Source organism: Pseudomonas nitroreducens TX1 (assembly GCF_000313755.1).
Classification (GTDB): Bacteria; Pseudomonadota; Gammaproteobacteria; order Pseudomonadales; family Pseudomonadaceae; genus Pseudomonas; species Pseudomonas nitroreducens_A.
On record NZ_AMZB01000134.1, the window covers coordinates 28,084 to 43,449 of the forward strand.

At 66.2% G+C, this 15,366-nt stretch carries 14 protein-coding genes; 8 read left to right on the forward strand and 6 right to left on the reverse strand.

Annotation, left to right across the window (positions count from 1 at the left end):
* Positions 1–9: 9 nt before the first annotated feature.
* Together glmS and C167_RS0126025 are read left to right on the forward strand one after the other, a co-directional pair.
* Complete coding sequence (glmS, locus tag C167_RS0126020) at positions 10–1,845, forward strand: glutamine--fructose-6-phosphate transaminase (isomerizing) (RefSeq protein WP_017521250.1); 1,836 nt, start codon at positions 10–12, stop codon at positions 1,843–1,845.
* Between the two features lie 534 nt (positions 1,846–2,379).
* The gene (locus tag C167_RS0126025) at positions 2,380–3,684 is read left to right on the forward strand and encodes an MFS family transporter (protein WP_017521251.1); all 1,305 of its coding nucleotides are present in this window, start codon (positions 2,380–2,382) and stop codon (positions 3,682–3,684) included.
* 15 nt (positions 3,685–3,699) lie between these two features.
* Here C167_RS0126025 and C167_RS0126030 read toward each other — a convergent pair whose 3' ends face one another.
* A complete protein-coding gene (locus tag C167_RS0126030; protein ID WP_026079286.1) occupies positions 3,700–5,172 on the reverse strand; it encodes an MDR family MFS transporter in 1,473 nt (490 codons plus the stop codon).
* 342 nt (positions 5,173–5,514) lie between these two features.
* On the opposite strand from C167_RS0126030, the gene cfaB reads away from it, so the two are divergent.
* Positions 5,515–6,699: a C17 cyclopropane fatty acid synthase CfaB gene (gene cfaB, locus C167_RS0126035; RefSeq protein WP_017521253.1), complete on the forward strand. Its 1,185-nt coding sequence runs from the start codon at positions 5,515–5,517 to the stop codon at positions 6,697–6,699.
* Positions 6,700–6,830: 131 nt separating this feature from the next.
* Positions 6,831–7,307 carry a GNAT family N-acetyltransferase gene (locus tag C167_RS0126040; protein ID WP_017521254.1) on the forward strand — a complete coding sequence of 159 codons (477 nt, stop codon included), beginning with the start codon at positions 6,831–6,833 and terminating at the stop codon, positions 7,305–7,307.
* Here C167_RS0126040 and folE2 read toward each other — a convergent pair.
* On the reverse strand, positions 7,304–8,191 hold the full coding sequence (folE2, locus tag C167_RS0126045; protein WP_017521255.1) for a GTP cyclohydrolase FolE2: 888 nt from the start codon (positions 8,189–8,191) through the stop codon (positions 7,304–7,306). The genes C167_RS0126040 and folE2 overlap by 4 nt on opposite strands.
* A 67-nt stretch (positions 8,192–8,258) precedes the next feature.
* On the reverse strand, positions 8,259–8,657 hold the full coding sequence (locus C167_RS0126050; RefSeq protein ID WP_026079287.1) for a hypothetical protein: 399 nt from the start codon (positions 8,655–8,657) through the stop codon (positions 8,259–8,261).
* A 118-nt stretch (positions 8,658–8,775) separates the two neighbouring features.
* Here C167_RS0126050 and dksA point away from each other — a divergent pair, with 118 nt between their 5' ends.
* Positions 8,776–9,180 (forward strand): RNA polymerase-binding protein DksA, encoded by a 405-nt coding sequence (gene dksA, locus C167_RS0126055; RefSeq protein ID WP_017521257.1) that lies wholly within the window; start codon positions 8,776–8,778, stop codon positions 9,178–9,180.
* Between the two features lie 20 nt (positions 9,181–9,200).
* Entirely contained in the window at positions 9,201–10,403 is a 1,203-nt protein-coding gene (gene zigA, locus C167_RS0126060) for a zinc metallochaperone GTPase ZigA (RefSeq protein WP_026079288.1), read from the forward strand.
* 748 nt (positions 10,404–11,151) lie between these two features.
* On the opposite strand, the gene C167_RS0126065 is transcribed toward zigA, so the two are convergent.
* Complete coding sequence (locus C167_RS0126065; RefSeq protein ID WP_017521259.1) at positions 11,152–11,508, reverse strand: hypothetical protein; 357 nt, start codon at positions 11,506–11,508, stop codon at positions 11,152–11,154.
* 76 nt (positions 11,509–11,584) lie between these two features.
* On the opposite strand from C167_RS0126065, the gene C167_RS0126070 reads away from it, so the two are divergent.
* Entirely contained in the window at positions 11,585–12,547 is a 963-nt protein-coding gene (locus C167_RS0126070; protein ID WP_017521260.1) for a CobW family GTP-binding protein, read from the forward strand.
* 85 nt (positions 12,548–12,632) lie between these two features.
* Positions 12,633–13,658, forward strand: a complete 1,026-nt coding sequence (locus C167_RS0126075) for an energy transducer TonB (protein ID WP_026079289.1) — start codon at positions 12,633–12,635, stop codon at positions 13,656–13,658.
* A gap of 65 nt (positions 13,659–13,723) precedes the next feature.
* Here the strand turns inward: C167_RS0126075 and C167_RS0126080 are convergent, their stop codons facing one another.
* Together C167_RS0126080 and C167_RS0126085 are read right to left on the reverse strand one after the other, a co-directional pair.
* Complete coding sequence (locus C167_RS0126080; protein ID WP_017521262.1) at positions 13,724–14,230, reverse strand: nucleoside 2-deoxyribosyltransferase; 507 nt, start codon at positions 14,228–14,230, stop codon at positions 13,724–13,726.
* A 2-nt stretch (positions 14,231–14,232) separates the two neighbouring features.
* A complete protein-coding gene (locus tag C167_RS0126085; protein ID WP_017521263.1) occupies positions 14,233–15,315 on the reverse strand; it encodes a calcium:proton antiporter in 1,083 nt (360 codons plus the stop codon).
* Positions 15,316–15,366 lie beyond the last annotated feature (51 nt).

A 15,366-nucleotide genomic window follows, 5' to 3' on the forward strand; every position in this document is an offset into this window, starting at 1 on the left:
ACCCAAGCCATGTGTGGAATCGTAGGCGCCATCGCCGAGCGCAATATCACCCCGATCCTCGTCGAAGGCCTCAAGCGCCTGGAGTACCGCGGTTACGACAGCGCCGGTGTGGCGGTGATCGATAACAGCGGCGCGCTGGATCGCCGGCGTCGCGCGGGCAAGGTTTCCAGCCTCGAACTGGCCATCGATGAGCAGCCGCTGCTCGGCCGTCTGGGCATTGCCCATACCCGCTGGGCGACGCACGGCGCGCCCACCGAGGCCAACGCCCACCCGCACTTCTCCCATGGCGAAGTGGCGGTGGTGCACAACGGCATCATCGAGAACTTCGAACCCCTGCGCGAAATGCTCAAGGCGCGTGGCTACGTATTCACCTCGCAGACCGACACCGAGGTCATCGCCCACCTGCTGCACCTGCGCCTGGGTGAACTGGGCGACCTGACCGTCGCGCTCAAGGCTGCGGTCAAGGAACTGCATGGCGCCTATGGTCTGGCGGTGATCAGCAGCAGGCAGCCCGATCGCATCCTCGCCGCCCGCAGTGGCAGCCCGCTGGTAGTGGGCCTGGGCCACGGCGAGAACTTCCTCGCCTCCGACCAGTTGGCGCTGCGCCAGGTCACCGACCGCTTCATCTATCTGGAAGAGGGCGACATTGCCGAAATCCGCCGCGACGGCCTGCAACTCTGGGACGTAAACGGCGATCCGGTGCAGCGCGAGGAAGTGCGCTACCACGAAGGCGCCGAGGCAGCCGACAAGGGCGGCTACCGCCACTTCATGCTCAAGGAGATCCACGAGCAGCCGGCGGTGGTGCAGCGCACCCTCGAAGGCCGCCTGGGCAGCGGGCAGGTGCTGGTGGACAACTTCGGCCCGCAGGCCCGCGAGCTGCTGGCCAAGGTTCGCACCGTGCAGATCGTCGCCTGCGGCACCAGCTACCACGCCGGCATGGTCGCCCGTTACTGGCTGGAGAGCCTGACCGGCATTCCCTGCCAGGTCGAGGTCGCCAGCGAATTCCGCTACCGCAAGGTCGCGGTGCACCCGGACTCGCTGTTCGTCACCATTTCCCAGTCCGGCGAGACCGCCGATACCCTGGCCGCGCTGCGCTACGCCAAGGAACTGGGCTTCCTCTCCAGCCTGGCGATCTGCAACGTCGCCACCAGCTCGCTGGTGCGCGAGTCGGACATGACCCTGCTGACCAATGCCGGCCCGGAAATCGGCGTGGCGTCCACCAAGGCCTTCACCACCCAGCTGGTCGCCCTGCTGCTACTGACCCTCGGGATCGGCCAGGTGCAGAAACGCCTGAATGACGGCGTCGAAGCCGAGCTGGTGAACGAGCTCCGCCGCCTGCCGACGCACCTGGAAGAAGCCCTGGCAATGGACAAGGTGGTGGAGAAGGTCAGCGAGCTGTTCGCCGAGAAGCACCACACCCTGTTCCTGGGCCGCGGCGCGCAGTACCCGGTGGCGATGGAAGGCGCGCTGAAGCTCAAGGAAATCTCCTACATCCACGCCGAAGCGTATCCGGCCGGCGAGCTCAAGCACGGCCCGCTGGCGCTGGTCGACGCCGACATGCCGGTAGTGACCGTGGCGCCGAACAACGAACTGCTGGAGAAGCTCAAATCCAACCTGCAGGAAGTCCGCGCCCGGGGCGGCGAGCTGGTGGTCTTCGCCGAGGGCGGCAGCGGCATCGCCAATGGCGAAGGCACCCATGTGGTGGGCATGCCGGCGATCCACGATTGCCTTGCGCCGATCCTCTACACCGTGCCGCTGCAGCTGCTGTCCTACTACGTTGCCGTGCTCAAGGGCACGGACGTCGACCAGCCGCGTAATCTCGCGAAATCCGTGACGGTGGAATGAGCATTAGGGGCCGGAACAGGCGCGCTCAGGCGTGACGACAAAGAGGTCCCTTCGGGGGCCTTTTTTCGTTTCTGGGACACGGGGGTTCAAAGGGAAGGGGATCAACATTCCCCCGGTGCCTGCACGTCCGGGGGTGTGGACGGGGCACCGAGGCCAGGCGGCTTGAGCCGCTACACGAGGGGAATGGAAATCGACCTTGTCTTGTGGACAAGGTCGGGCTCCTGCCCTGCGAGGGGTACCTGACAAGTCTCCCGCAGGGCCGGGAGCGGGCCAACGATAGAAGCTGGCTACTGGCCGGTCAATCGGAAACGACAAACGCTCGTTCACAACTGTCCGATATTCGAACCGAAAGGCTGCGGAAATCCGCGGAATTCGTTAGCCGGCTATCGGAGGTGTCTATACTGTTTCCGAATGTGTCGGCGAAAAATCCCGTCGTTGGGGTCAGATGCAGATACGGGGCGGCAGAGGGATTTCCGTCCATGGACATCGACGTCGCAAGGACCTGCAAAAGCAATAACTGACAAGAGAATCCCCATGAACACACCTGCCGCACCGCAGTATTCCGCCCACGAGCGCCGCTCGCGCATCCTTGCCATCGTCGGCGCCTCGTCGGGCAACCTGGTGGAGTGGTTCGACTTCTACGTCTACGCCTTCACCGCGCTGTACTTCGCCCATGCCTTCTTTCCGTCGGACGATCCGACGGTGCAGTTGCTCAACACCGCCGGGGTGTTCGCTGCAGGCTTCCTGATGCGTCCGATCGGTGGCTGGCTGTTCGGCCGCATCGCCGACAAGAAGGGCCGCAAGACCGCGATGATGATTTCGGTGCTGATGATGTGCGGCGGTTCGCTGGCAATCGCAGTCATGCCGACCTACGCCACCATCGGCGTGGCGGCGCCCGCGCTGCTGTTGCTCGCGCGGCTGTTCCAGGGCCTCTCCGTGGGCGGTGAGTACGGTACCAGCGCGACCTACATGAGCGAGGTGGCGCTCAAGGGCCAGCGCGGCTTCTTCGCCTCGTTCCAGTACGTGACCCTGATCGGCGGCCAGCTGCTGGCCGTGCTGGTGGTGGTGATCCTGCAGCAGCTGCTGACCACCGAGGAACTGCGCGAGTGGGGCTGGCGGATTCCCTTCGTGGTCGGCGCCATCACTGCGGTGATCGCCTTCTACCTGCGCCGCTCGCTGAACGAGACGGCCAAGGAATCCAACCTCAAGCGCAAGGAATCGGGCACGCTCACCGAACTGTTCGCCCACCACAAGCGCGCCTTCTTCACCGTGCTCGGCTTCACCGCCGGCGGCTCGCTGATCTTCTACACCTTCACCACCTACATGCAGAAATACCTGGTGAACACCGCCGGGATGGACCCGAAGGTGGCCAGCGGCGTCATGACCTTCGCGCTGTTCTGCTACATGTGCATGCAGCCGCTGTTCGGCGCGCTGTCCGACCGCATCGGGCGCAAGACCTCGATGCTCTGGTTCGGCGCCCTGGGCATGCTCTGCACCTGGCCGATACTTGCGGCGCTGAAGACCGTCAGCAGCCCCTACGCGGCGTTCGGCCTGATCATCCTGGCGATGGCCATCGTCAGCCTGTACACCTCGATCAGCGGCCTGATCAAGGCAGAGATGTTCCCGCCGCAGATCCGCGCGCTGGGTGTGGGCCTGTCCTACGCGGTGGGCAACGCGATCTTCGGCGGCTCCGCCGAATACGCCGCGCTGGGCCTGAAGAGCATGGGCATGGAAGAGGTGTTCTATATCTACGTTTCGGTCATGTGCGGCGTGGCGCTGGTGGTCTGTCTGCTACTGCCGGATCTGCGCAAGGTCAGCTACCTCAACGACGAGGACTGACCTGCGCCGGCAGCGCTAGTCGTTGCCGCGGCCGCGCAGGGCGTGGTCGGGCAGCGACAGGGCGATCAGCAGGGCCAGGGCGCCGAAGCCTGCGTTGATCAGGAACAGGTGGCCGAATACCCCATCCAGCGTGAGCCGCTGCGCTTCGTGGCCGGCTCCGCTGAGGCTGGCCAGCAGCGCGCTGGCCGACAGCCCGTGACCCGCCTCGCCCGCCAGCGGTTGCAGCATCGCCAGCAGCAACGCGGACATCAGCGCGATCCCCACCGCCCCGCCCAGTGAGCGGAACAGCGTGATATTGCTGGTCGCCACACCCAGGTGCTTCGCCTCCACGGCGCTCTGCGCCGCCACCAGGCTGGTGGGGAACTGCGTGCCGGCGGCGATGCCGGTCAGCAGCATGCAGATTCCTGAAACGAGGTAGGCACTCGGTGGTGTCAGTGCCAGACCGGCAATCGCCAGGGGCATCAGCAAACCGCCACCGACGATCTGCGGCTTGTAGCGGCCGATGATCGCCGTCAACCGGCCGCAACAGTACGCGCCGATCGGCACGCCCATGGCCAGCGGCAGCAGGTGCAGCGCGGCGCTGTCTGCGCCGGCGCCGGTCACCGACTGGAAGCGCAGCGGCACCAGCACCGACAGCGAGATGACCTGGAAGCTGGCGAAGAAACTGATCAGCCAGCTCAGCGTGGCGGCGCGAATGCCGAACAGGTGCATCGGCACCAGCGGTTCAGGCGCGCGCCGCTCCTGCATGACGAACAAGGCGATCAGCAGCAGCGCGGCAGTGAACAGTGCGAGCATCTGTGGGTCGTTCCAGCGCGCGCCCTGGCCAACCTCCGTGATCGCCAGCAGCAGGCTGCCCAGGCCGGCGATCATCAGCATCGTGCCGAGGTAGTCGATCACCGGCTTGCGCCCCGGCACTGGCAGGCCGCGCAGGGTCTGGCGCGACACCGCGAGGGCGACCAGGCCCACCGGCAGGTTGATCAGGAACACCCAGCGCCACGACAGGTACTCGGTGAGCAGCCCGCCCAGCACCGGGCCGGCGATGCTCGCCACCGCGTACATGCTGCTGAAATAGCCCTGGTAGCGGCCGCGTTCGCGCGGCGGGACGATATCGCCGATGATCGCCTGGCTCACCGACATCATGCCGCCGGCGCCGATGCCCTGCAGGACGCGGGCGAGCACCAGCTGCTCCATGCTCTGGGCCGCGCCGCAGAGCAGCGAGGCGAAGGTGAACAGGCCGATGGCGAAGAGCATCAGCACGCGGCGGCCGTAGAGGTCGCCGAGCTTGCCGTAGATCGGCATGGAGATGGTCATCGCCACCATGTAGCCGGAGATGACCCAGGCCAGCAGGTCGAAATCGCCGAAACCTGCGGAAATCGCCGGCAGGGACACGGCGACGATGGTCTGGTCGAGCGCACCGAGGAAGATCGCCAGCATCAGTCCCACCAGCACGGTGCGGACCGCTGGACGCGGCGCTGAGAAGGTAGTCAAGACAGCCCCCTTGGACGGCAGAGGTCCTCCGGCCGGAATGCATGCGGAGGGAGCGTCAGTGTAGTGCAATGGAGCGACGAACTGTCACGCCGGCGTCATCCTTGCTGACCGGGAAAGGCTCTATCTCAGGGGTGGCAATGATGATCGACACAGCGGCTGCTACGCTTGCGTAGCGAGCTATCGTTCGGCGCGTTCTTTTTGGGAACGCCCTGGGGTTCGCCGGACTCCACTGCAGAGGTATCGGCGGGCCGAAGCCCGATAGTTTTTTGCGGACCGGGCCATAGGGGAAGACTATGGAGTAGCTGGTCTATAGTTTTTCAGCCCTGTGACCAGGAGGTTTGCATGAAAGCCAATCTGCCCTCTGAGTTGCTGTCCCTGCAGTTGCCGCTGCGCATCCGCATCGGCGAGGCCCAGGCGTTCGACCTGGGCCCCGACCCGCAGGTAACTCTCGTGGTTCGCGATCCCACGTTGCTGACCGAGATCACCCATCCCAGCCTCGATATGCTCGGTCGTGCCTACGTCGAGAACCGCATGGACATCGAGGGGCCGATCGGCGAAGTGATCGCTACCGCCGACGCCCTGAGTGCGGCGCTGGGCGATGACGACAGCGCCGCCGATTTTGTGCGCGAAAGTCACGACAAGGCGACGGACGCCGAAGCCATCCATTACCACTACGACCTGTCCAACGCGTTCTACCAGCTCTGGCTCGACCCGGAGATGGTGTACTCCTGCGCCTACTACGAGACCGGCAACGAAGACCTCGCCACGGCCCAGCTGGCCAAGCTGCGCCACCTGTGCCGCAAGCTGCGCCTGAAACCGGGTGAGAAGCTGCTCGATGTCGGCTGCGGCTGGGGCGGGCTGGCGCGTCTGGCCGCCCGTGAATTCGGCGCGCAGGTGCACGGCATCACCTTGAGCGAAGAGCAGCTCAAGCTGGGCCGCGAGCGGGTCAAGGCCGACGGCCTGGAAGGCAAGGTGACGCTGGAGTTGCTGGACTATCGCGACCTTCCGCGCGATGGCCGCTACGACAAGGTGGTCAGCGTCGGCATGTTCGAGCATGTCGGCCATGCCAACCTCGGCCTCTATTTCCAGCATCTGTACGAAGCCGTCCGTCCGGGCGGGCTGGTGATGAACCACGGCATCACCTCCAGCGATACGGAGGGTCGGCCCGTCGGGCGCGGCGCCGGGGACTTCATCGACCGCTACGTGTTCCCCCATGGCGAGCTGCCGCACCTGTCTCTGGCTGTCGCGCGGATGAGCGAGACGGGGCTCGAAGTCGTCGACGTCGAAGGCCTTCGACTGCATTACGCGCGTACCCTGGATTTCTGGAGTGCCAATCTCGAGGCGAAATTGGCCGAGGCAGCGGAACTGGTGCCCGAGCAGGCCCTGCGTATCTGGCGGCTTTACCTCGCCGGTTGCGCCTATGGCTTCAAGAAAGGCTGGATCAACCTGCACCAGATCCTTGCCAGCAAGCCGCACGCCGACGGAGGCCACGAGGTGCCCTGGAGCCGTCGCGACCTCTACACCTGAGCCTGTTCAGGGCCTGCCATCGGGCCCGGCTTGCCGGGCCCGATGCATTTCCGGCGTGGAGCAAAAGGCTTGCATCGAGGGGATCGGGAGGCTAAACCCCCTTTTCCCACTGACTCTTTGGTAAACGAATCATGGTGAATTTCTTCCCGGACCTGTCCCTTGTCGAACTCTCGCCCGCGCAGGCGCCCTGGTCGCTGTTGCTCAAGGCCGATCCCAGCCGCGAACAGATCGAGACCTACCTGCCTGACTCCCGCCTGCTGGCGCTGAACGAGGCGGACTCCGTCCGTGGCGTACTGACGCTGACGCCCCGCGAGCCCGGCGTCGCCGAAATCACCAGCGTCGCGGTGGAGGACGAATGGCAGGAGCGCGGCCTGGGCCGGCGCCTGCTGCTGGCGGCCATCGAGCAGGCGCGCGAGGCCGGCCTGCAGCGCCTGACCATCGCCACCGGCAACTCCAGCCTGGCCCAACTCGGCCTGTACCAGCGCCTGGGCTTCCGCATCGTTGGCATCGAGACGGATCACTTCGTGCGGCATTATCCCGAGCCGATCTACGAGAACGGCATCCAGTGTCGCGACCAGATTCGTCTGGCGCTCGACCTCGGCGTCTAGTCGCGCCTCCAGCGACTCACCGCTACCGCATCGTGGGCGTGCAGACTTTCCGCGTGCACCACGCGCACCTCGAAACCTGACACCTCTTCGCGCTGCAGCAGCGCCCGGTGCAGCCGGCGTGCGGCGTCCTCGCAGAACATCAGGTTCTGCCCGTTGGCCAGGGCGAAGGCCTGTTCGTCGGCGCGTTTCACCGCCGTCTGCACGGCGGTGCCGAGGGCTGCTTCGGCTTGATCGATCAGCTCGCTGAAGGCGAATGCCTGCGCGGTCGGGCCGAGTTGCACCTGCAACTGTGCCTCGCTGCGCTGGCTATGCGGCGTGGCGACTATGCCCTGCGGGCTGCCTAGCCAGGCGCGGACCTCGCTCGCCTTCAGCGGGCGGCCCGCGAAGTCGCTGTCGAAGCGCTCCTGGATCAACTGCCGAGCGAGTGCCGCCGAGCACGGGCAGGTCGAGGAATAGGGCAGGCTCAGACGCAACTCCAACTGCAGCGCATCGTCCTCAAGCTGCGCATGGATCTCGCAGGGATAGCGCTTCCAACCGCTCAGCGGACTCACCAGTGCCGGCCGTCGCAGCAGCAGTTCGAAACGCAGTGCCAGGCGCGCGCGGCGGGAGAGCTGCGCGTGGCTGCGGAGAAACTGCTTGAGCAGGTCACGCAGCAGGGCGGGTGAAAGCTCCGCTTCCGCCAGCGCCTCCAGCGCCAGGTACAGACGTGACATGTGAATGCCGCGCGCCTCCGCTTCGTCGAGGCTGACGCTGGCATCGGCATAGGCGGCAACGCGCTCGCCGGCGATACGCAGCGGCACGGCGATGCCGTGCATGCCGACCCAGTCGAGCGGGATGGGCAGGCGGGTGGATTGGCAGGCGATATCGGGAAGCAGCGCGGTCATGGGCGGGTCACGATTGGAAATTGTTATAATATAACGTATTTGCTTCCCGACCATCCCGCAAGAGTCTTCAGCGCGGCTGCTGCTTGCAGCCGCTGACCCGGCCGCAGGTCAACCGTGCGCTGTCACCCGAAGAGCTGCTGAAGCGGCTGATATGGGTCCAGCCGATGCCGCGGCTGGTGCCGACCCACACCTGGCCGTCGTTGGTCACTCCGCTGAAGAAGGTCAGGCTGCCGTACCGCGTGCCCGTCTGCGCCCAGCGCCGTCCGCTGCTGGCCTCGAAACCTCGCAGGTACGTGTCATGGCCCTGGGTGGCGACGCTGTAGAGATTCCCTGAATCGTCCATGCAGGCCAGAACCGACGCCGACCAGGCACAGCGCGCCGGTTCCTCGCCGGGGAAGGGCAGTGGCGCGGCACCGCTGGCGTGGGCGAGGGGTGCGAACAGGCAGAACAACAGGGCGCGGCGCAGCATCGGAGGTCTCGGGAGGCGGGTGGAGCAGCGTTTCGGTATCGCATGTCGGCAGGCTATTGTCGAGTTCGAATTGTTATAATATAACATAAAAGATCACTCCCTTCCGGAGACGGTCATGACCGAACAGGAACTGCTCGCCCAGCCTGGCGAGGCCTACATGAGCGAGGCACAACAGGGCTATTTCCGCGCACTGCTGCTGGACCAGCGCGACGAGCTGCAGGTCCGCATCGAAGAAGAATTCCAGGCACTTCAGGACCCCGAGCAGGCCAGCGACGAAGCCGATGTCGCCAGTCGCGAGGAGTCGCGCCTGTGGCAACTGCGCCTGCTGGAACGCGAGAAGAAGCTGCTCGACAAGATCGACCAGTCGCTGGAGCGCCTGGCCCGCGGCGATTACGGCTGGTGCGAGGAAACCGGCGAACCGATCGGCCTGCGCCGCCTGCTGCTGCGCCCCACTGCCTCGCTGTGCGTCGAGGCCAAGGAGCGCCAGGAACGGCGCGAACTGCACATCCGCGAAGCCTGACATCCTTGGAGAAGCCCACCGTGAACGCCCCACTCCCCGTTACTGTCCTGTCCGGATTTCTCGGCGCCGGCAAGAGCACGCTGCTCAATCACGTGCTGAAGAACCGCGAGAACCTCAAGGTCGCGGTCATCGTCAACGACATGAGCGAAATCAATATCGACGGCCGCGAGGTACAACGCGATGTCAGCCTCAACCGGGGCCAGGAGCGCCTGGTGGAGATGAGCAACGGCTGCATCTGCTGCACCCTGCGCGAGGACCTGCTGGAAGAGGTCAGCCGCCTTGCCGGCGAGGGCCGCTTCGACTATCTGCTGATCGAGTCCACCGGTATTTCCGAACCGCTGCCGGTGGCCGAGACCTTCACCTTTCGCGACGAGCAGGGCCGCAGCCTGTCGGACCTGGCGCGGCTGGATACCTTGGTCACGGTGGTCGACGGTGTGAACTTCCTCGCCGACTACCAGGGCGCCGACAGCCTCGCCGAGCGCGGCGAAACCCTCGGCGAGGACGACGAGCGCTCGCTCAGCGACCTGCTGGTGGAGCAGGTGGAGTTCGCCGACGTGATCTTGGTGAGCAAGATCGACCTGATCGGCAGTGCCGAGCGCGAGGAACTGCTGGCGATCCTGCGCCGGCTCAACCCCGACGCCGATATCCAGCCCATGGTCATGGGCCAGGTGCCGCTGGCGACCATCCTCGACACTGGCCGCTTCGACTTCCAGCGCGCCGAACGGGCGCCCGGCTGGCTCAAGGAGCTGCGCGGCGAGCACCTGCCGGAGACCGAGGCCTATGGCATCGCCTCCAGCGTCTATCGCGCGCGCCGGCCCTTTCACCCGCAGCGCTTCCATGACTTCCTCGCCCAGCCCTGGAGCAATGGCCGGCTGCTGCGTTCCAAGGGATTTTTCTGGCTCGCCAGCCGCTACCGCGAAGCGGGCAGTTGGTCGCAGGCCGGCGGCCTGATGCGCCACGGCCTGGCCGGGCGCTGGTGGCGCTTCGTCCCGCGCGAGCACTGGCCGCAGGACACCACCGAGCTGCAGGGCGTGCTGCGCCACTGGCACTGGGAGAGTGGTGATTGCCGCCAGGAGCTCGTGTTCATCGGCCAGAACCTGGACTTCCGGCGCCTGTTCGCGGAACTGGACGATTGCCTGCTGGATGACGAGGAACTGGCCGCCGGCACGACCGCATGGAAGTGCCTGCCCGACCCGTTCGAGCCGTGGGAGAGCCAGGCGTGATGCTCATTTGGATTGTCCGACAAGCGCTTCGGGCCCGGTTTTTGGATCGAGAGCCACCGTCCGCATCTGTTGCCCTGTACCAGGAATCTCCCTCTCCCTGACCCTCTCCCTGAAGGGAGAGGGGACTGGTTCGGAGCAGGATTGAAACCTTAGCGTCAGCCGGCACGGACGGCTCCCTCTCCCTTCAGGGAGAGGGCGGGGGAGAGGACGTGCCTCATTGCGATATTCCGCGTAGGAGGGCTCTTTCGCGCTGGTCGTGCCCATGGCGCGCTACATCGTGAACGGGATTGCTCCTGCGGGTGGGTGATTATCCCTTCTGGAGTGCCAAGTGGCTGTGAGTGATCGCGGGCATCGCCCGCTTACGTCAACTCCTGCGTGGTGGCTTGCCCTCTCCCTAACCCTCTCCCTGAAAGGAGAGGGGACTGGTTTGGAGCAGGATTGAAACCTTAGCGTCAGCCTGCACGGACGGCTCCCTCTCCCTTCAGGGAGAGGGCGGGGGGAGAGGGCGTGCCCCAGTGCGATATTTCGGTAGGAGCGCCTTTTTCCGCGCGGGCCCTTCTGGAACGCGAAGTGGCTGTGAGCGATCGCGGACGGAGTCCGCTCCTACGCAAGGTTTCGTGCGGCAAAAAAAATGGGCCACCCCGAGAGAGCGGCCCGATTCACCAAGATCATGTCCGGCGTGGGGTGCCGGGAGGGTGTGAGGTACCCGTCGACAGTAAGCCCGAGCTGTGTGACAGGGCGATGACCGTTACTCGCCCTTGCGCCAGTGGCCGTTGCTCTGGCTCTCGCAGAACGGCTGGAGGATGCGCGCGTCACTCGCCACGCCGTAGTAGTGGATGTCCTGGCGGTAGGGCACGCCCTGGGTCTGGGCATTCTCGCAGACGCCGAAGGCGCCGCTGGGGCAGTTCTCGGCGTAGGCCACCTCGACCTTCTGGTCCTTGAGCTGCGGCTGGCAGAAGCCCTCGCGGAAGAGTTTTTCCGGGATGGTGCGGTTTTGCTGGCAGACCTTCACGTCGACGTCCTTGCCCTGGGTGTGCACCACGCAGGCCTCGCCGTGGGCGAGCAGGGGCAGGCAGGCGAGGGCAAGAGGCATGAGCAGGCGCATGGTCGATCCGGGGTGGCGTGACGAAGCCGCGACTCTAGCGCTTTTCCCGGCGAGCGTCAGGCGGCACCATGGGCGAATGTTGAAGCAGATCCCGACTCATCTCATCGCCGGCCCCCTCGGAGCGGGCAAGACCAGCCTGCTGCAGGCCCTGCTGGCGCAACGTCCGGCGGGCGAGCGCTGGGCCGTGCTGGTCAACGAATTCGGCCAGGTCGGTCTGGACGCCGCGCTGCTGTCCCGCGACGACCATGGCATCGCCCTGGGCGAAGTCGCCGGCGGCTGCCTGTGCTGCGTGAACGGCGCGCCGTTCCAGGTCGGCCTGGGCCGGCTATTGCGCAAGGCCCGGCCGCAGCGGCTGTTCATCGAGCCCTCCGGCCTCGGTCACCCCGCGCAGTTGCTGGCGCAACTGCGCGCGGCGCCCTGGCAGGGCGTGCTGGCCGTTCAGCCGTTACTGATGGTGCTCGACGCCGCCGCGCTGGCCGCCGGGCAACCGCTGCCCGAGGCGCAGCGTCAGGCGCTGGGGGAGGCGGCCGTGTTGCTGATGAACAAGTCCGAGGGGCTGGACGACGAAGCGCGTGCGGCCCTGGCAGCGCATTTGCCGGCGCTGTCGCTGCGCTGGACCAGCCAGGGCCAGCTGTCGCTGGACGAGCTGCCGCAGACCCCCGTCGAGGCCGCCGGCGCTGATTTGCCGCAGGGCGCCTCCTCTGGCGAACCTGCGATGCTGTTGCGCCGCGAATCGCCGCTGCGCCAGGTGCGCGTCGAAGAGGGAAGACAGGCGGTCGGCTGGCGCTTCCACCGCGACTGGCGCTTCCATACGTCCGAGCTGGACGCCTGGCTGGCCGGGCTTCCCGGCCTGTTGCGGGCCAAGGCGGTGCTGCACGCCGAGGAGGCCTGGCTGGCTTGCAACCGTACTGTCGATCCGGCGCCCTGGACGCCCAGCGCCTGGCGCAAGGACAGCCGGATAGAGCTGATCCTGGCCGCCGAGCTCGATCCACAGGCCTTGCAGGACGGCCTTTTGCGCTGCGCCATCGCACCCGGCTGACAGATAAGGTTGCCCTCCCGCGGCGAGTGAATGATAATAATTATCAGAAGATATTGCTTCGTGAACTCTTCCCGCAGGCTTTCTCATGTCGTTACCCCAACCGCGCAAAGCGGCGGACGCGAGTCCCGCCGTGGACGCTGAGGAACAGCTGTTCACTTCCGCCACGGCGGATGACGGCGTCCATTTGCCCAGCGTGAACGCCCAGCGCGCCAATGAGGCCAACCTGCGGCTGGTCAGTTGTGCCGGCCCCCGACGCGACGAGGAAGTGATTCCCGAAGAGGTCCTGATTCCCTACGCCGCGCCGGTCGAAGGCGTGGACGACGGCGAACAGCCGCCGCCTCCCGGTGGCTGGTGGAAGTCTTCCGGCCTGGCGATCGCCATGCATGTGGCCATCGTCGCCGCGCTGGTCTGGGTGATGCCCACCCCGGCTGAGCTGAATCTGGGGGCCGGCGAAATGCCCAAGGCCATGCAGGTCAGCGTCGTTACCCTGCCGCCCAAGCCCGAAGTGCAGCAGCCGCCCGCCGCCGCGCCTACCCCGCCGCCGCCGGAGCCCGAGCCACCGAAACCGGTCGAGCCGCCCAAGCCGGTGGAGAAGCCCAAGCCCAAGCCCAAGCCGGTCGAGAAGGCCGTGCCCAAGGTATCGCCCAAGCCCAAGCCGAAACCCAAGCCGGAGCCGGATCCTGAGCCTGCCGAGGAAGCCGCCGCGCCGCCGACCCCGGCTGCACCGCCGCCGCCCGCTGCGCCGACCGTTGGCCAATTCACCCAGGGCGCCCAGGCCGCACCGACCGGCTCGCAAGGCCCCGCCGGCCTGCCCACCGGCAGCCTGAACGACAGCGACATCAAGCCGCTGCGCATGGACCCGCCGGTCTACCCGCGCATGGCGCTGAACCGTGCCATCGAGGGCCGGGTGAAGGTGCTGTTCACCATCACCAGCGATGGGCGCATCGCTGACATCCAGGTGCTGGAGTCCACGCCGCCGCGCATGTTCGACAACGCCGTGCGCGACGCCATGGAAAAATGGCGCTTCGAGCCCCGCGTCAGCGGTGGCCGGATCGTCGCGCGGCAGGCGACCAAGGTGTTCTTCTTCAAGCTCGAGGGCCGTCGCCGCTGAAGGCGGCGAGCCAATGAAAAACGCGCCCGTGGGCGCGTTTTCTGTTTCCGGCGAATGGTTCGCTCCTACAACTGCAGCAGCTCCGCGCGTAGCAGTTGCAACGCTTCCCTGGGCCCACCCACGGCGATGCGCACCGGCACGCCGAGCATCAGGTTCAGCGGCAGGCCGAAGCTTTCGATCTGGTTGCCGTCGCGGTCGCGGCCCGGTTCCTCGCCCCGCCATTCACAGGGCAGGCGCTCGGCGCAGTTGCCGCCTTCCTCGATATAGCCATACAGCGGCTTGCCCAGCGCGGCGGCATAGCCCAGCTCGAAGGCCGTGCCGCTGTCCGGCTCGGCGCCGCGGAAGGGGTTGAGGTTGGCCAATACCGCGTCCGCCTCGGCAATCAGGTTGAGGTTGGCCTGGTAGATCCACAACGCCTGCTCCGGCGGATTGGCGATGCCTTCGGGCACCGAGTGATCGAGCGGGTAGAGGCCCTGCAGCTCCAGCTCGGCGCATAGGGCCTTGAGCCGCTCGCCCTGCGCGAACGCGTCGGGACGGAACACATCGGGGCCGGCGAGGTAGATCTTGAGCATGGTCAGAGTCCCATGAACGACAGCATCAGGAAGGTGGCGAACAGCACGAAGTGGGTCATGCCTTCGATGGCGTTGGTCTTGCCGTCATGCAGGTTGTAGCCGGCGACCATCAGGGTGATGAACATCATGCCAGTCTGCAGCGGCGTCATCGCCATCTGGATCGGCTGACCCTTGAACAGCGCCAGGGCCTCGATCACCGGGACGGTAAGGATCACGGTGGACAGCGAGGCGCCCAGGGCGATGTTGACCACCGGTTGCATGCGGTTGGCCATCGCCGCGCGCAGGGCGGTGAGGATTTCCGGGCTGGCGGAGATCGCCGCCACCAGCAGTGCCGGCACGATGGGCGGCACGCCGCTGCCTTCCAGGCCGACGTCCAGGGCCTTGGACATCACCTCGGCCAATGCGCCGATCAGCACGACGCCGACCACCAGCAGGGCCATGGACTGCTTGCTGCTGCCGGCGGCCTCGTGGCCTTCTGCATGCTCGCCGTGGGTGGCGTAGTTGTAGCTGAAGAAGTAGCTGTGCTGGCCGGTCTGCATGCGCAGGAACAGGGCATAGAGCATGACCATGCAGCCGATGGTGAAGAAGGAGTAGAGCTTCCACTGTTGGGCGGGGATCAGCTCCGGCACCACCATGGAGATGCCTACGGCGGTGAGGATCATGGTCACGTAGGTCTTGCCCGAGTCGTCGTTGTACGACTGCTCGCCGTGCTTGAGGCCCCCCAGCAGCGCGGCGAGGCCGAGGATGCCGTTCATGTCCAGCATCACCGCGGCGTAGATGGTGTCGCGGGCCAGGGTCGGGGAATGGTTGTGGCCCATCATGATCGCCAGGATCACCACCTCGACCAGCACCGCCGCCAGGGTCAGGATCATGGTGCCGTAAGGCTCGCCGACCTTCTCTGCGAGGATTTCGGCGTGGTGCGCGACGCGCAGCGAGACGCCAATGATCACCGCCAGCAGTGCGCTGGCGGTGATCCCCGCGAGCAGCTTGCCGCCGCCCAGCAGGCTGTGCTCCAGCGGATAGACCGCGATGGCCACCAGCAGGGCCAGGAGGAGGAATTTTTCTTCTTTGAGCGCGCGTAGCATCGAGGGGATGTCCATTCCGTGGGAGGGCGAGTGCGCCATCTTAGGCAATCG

What these genes read in the sequence shown, in the direction of transcription:
- glmS (WP_017521250.1), top strand. Translation starts at nt 10, where the DNA reads ATGTGTGGAATCGTAGGCGCCATCGCCGAGCGCAATATCACCCCGATC.
- C167_RS0126025 (WP_017521251.1), top strand. Translation starts at nt 2,380, where the DNA reads ATGAACACACCTGCCGCACCGCAGTATTCCGCCCACGAGCGCCGCTCG.
- cfaB (WP_017521253.1), top strand. Translation starts at nt 5,515, where the DNA reads ATGAAAGCCAATCTGCCCTCTGAGTTGCTGTCCCTGCAGTTGCCGCTG.
- C167_RS0126040 (WP_017521254.1), top strand. Translation starts at nt 6,831, where the DNA reads ATGGTGAATTTCTTCCCGGACCTGTCCCTTGTCGAACTCTCGCCCGCG.
- folE2 (WP_017521255.1), bottom strand. Translation starts at nt 8,191, where the DNA reads ATGACCGCGCTGCTTCCCGATATCGCCTGCCAATCCACCCGCCTGCCC.
- dksA (WP_017521257.1), top strand. Translation starts at nt 8,776, where the DNA reads ATGACCGAACAGGAACTGCTCGCCCAGCCTGGCGAGGCCTACATGAGC.
- C167_RS0126065 (WP_017521259.1), bottom strand. Translation starts at nt 11,508, where the DNA reads ATGCGCCTGCTCATGCCTCTTGCCCTCGCCTGCCTGCCCCTGCTCGCC.
- C167_RS0126070 (WP_017521260.1), top strand. Translation starts at nt 11,585, where the DNA reads ATGTTGAAGCAGATCCCGACTCATCTCATCGCCGGCCCCCTCGGAGCG.
- C167_RS0126075 (WP_026079289.1), top strand. Translation starts at nt 12,633, where the DNA reads ATGTCGTTACCCCAACCGCGCAAAGCGGCGGACGCGAGTCCCGCCGTG.
- C167_RS0126080 (WP_017521262.1), bottom strand. Translation starts at nt 14,230, where the DNA reads ATGCTCAAGATCTACCTCGCCGGCCCCGATGTGTTCCGTCCCGACGCG.
- C167_RS0126085 (WP_017521263.1), bottom strand. Translation starts at nt 15,315, where the DNA reads ATGCTACGCGCGCTCAAAGAAGAAAAATTCCTCCTCCTGGCCCTGCTG.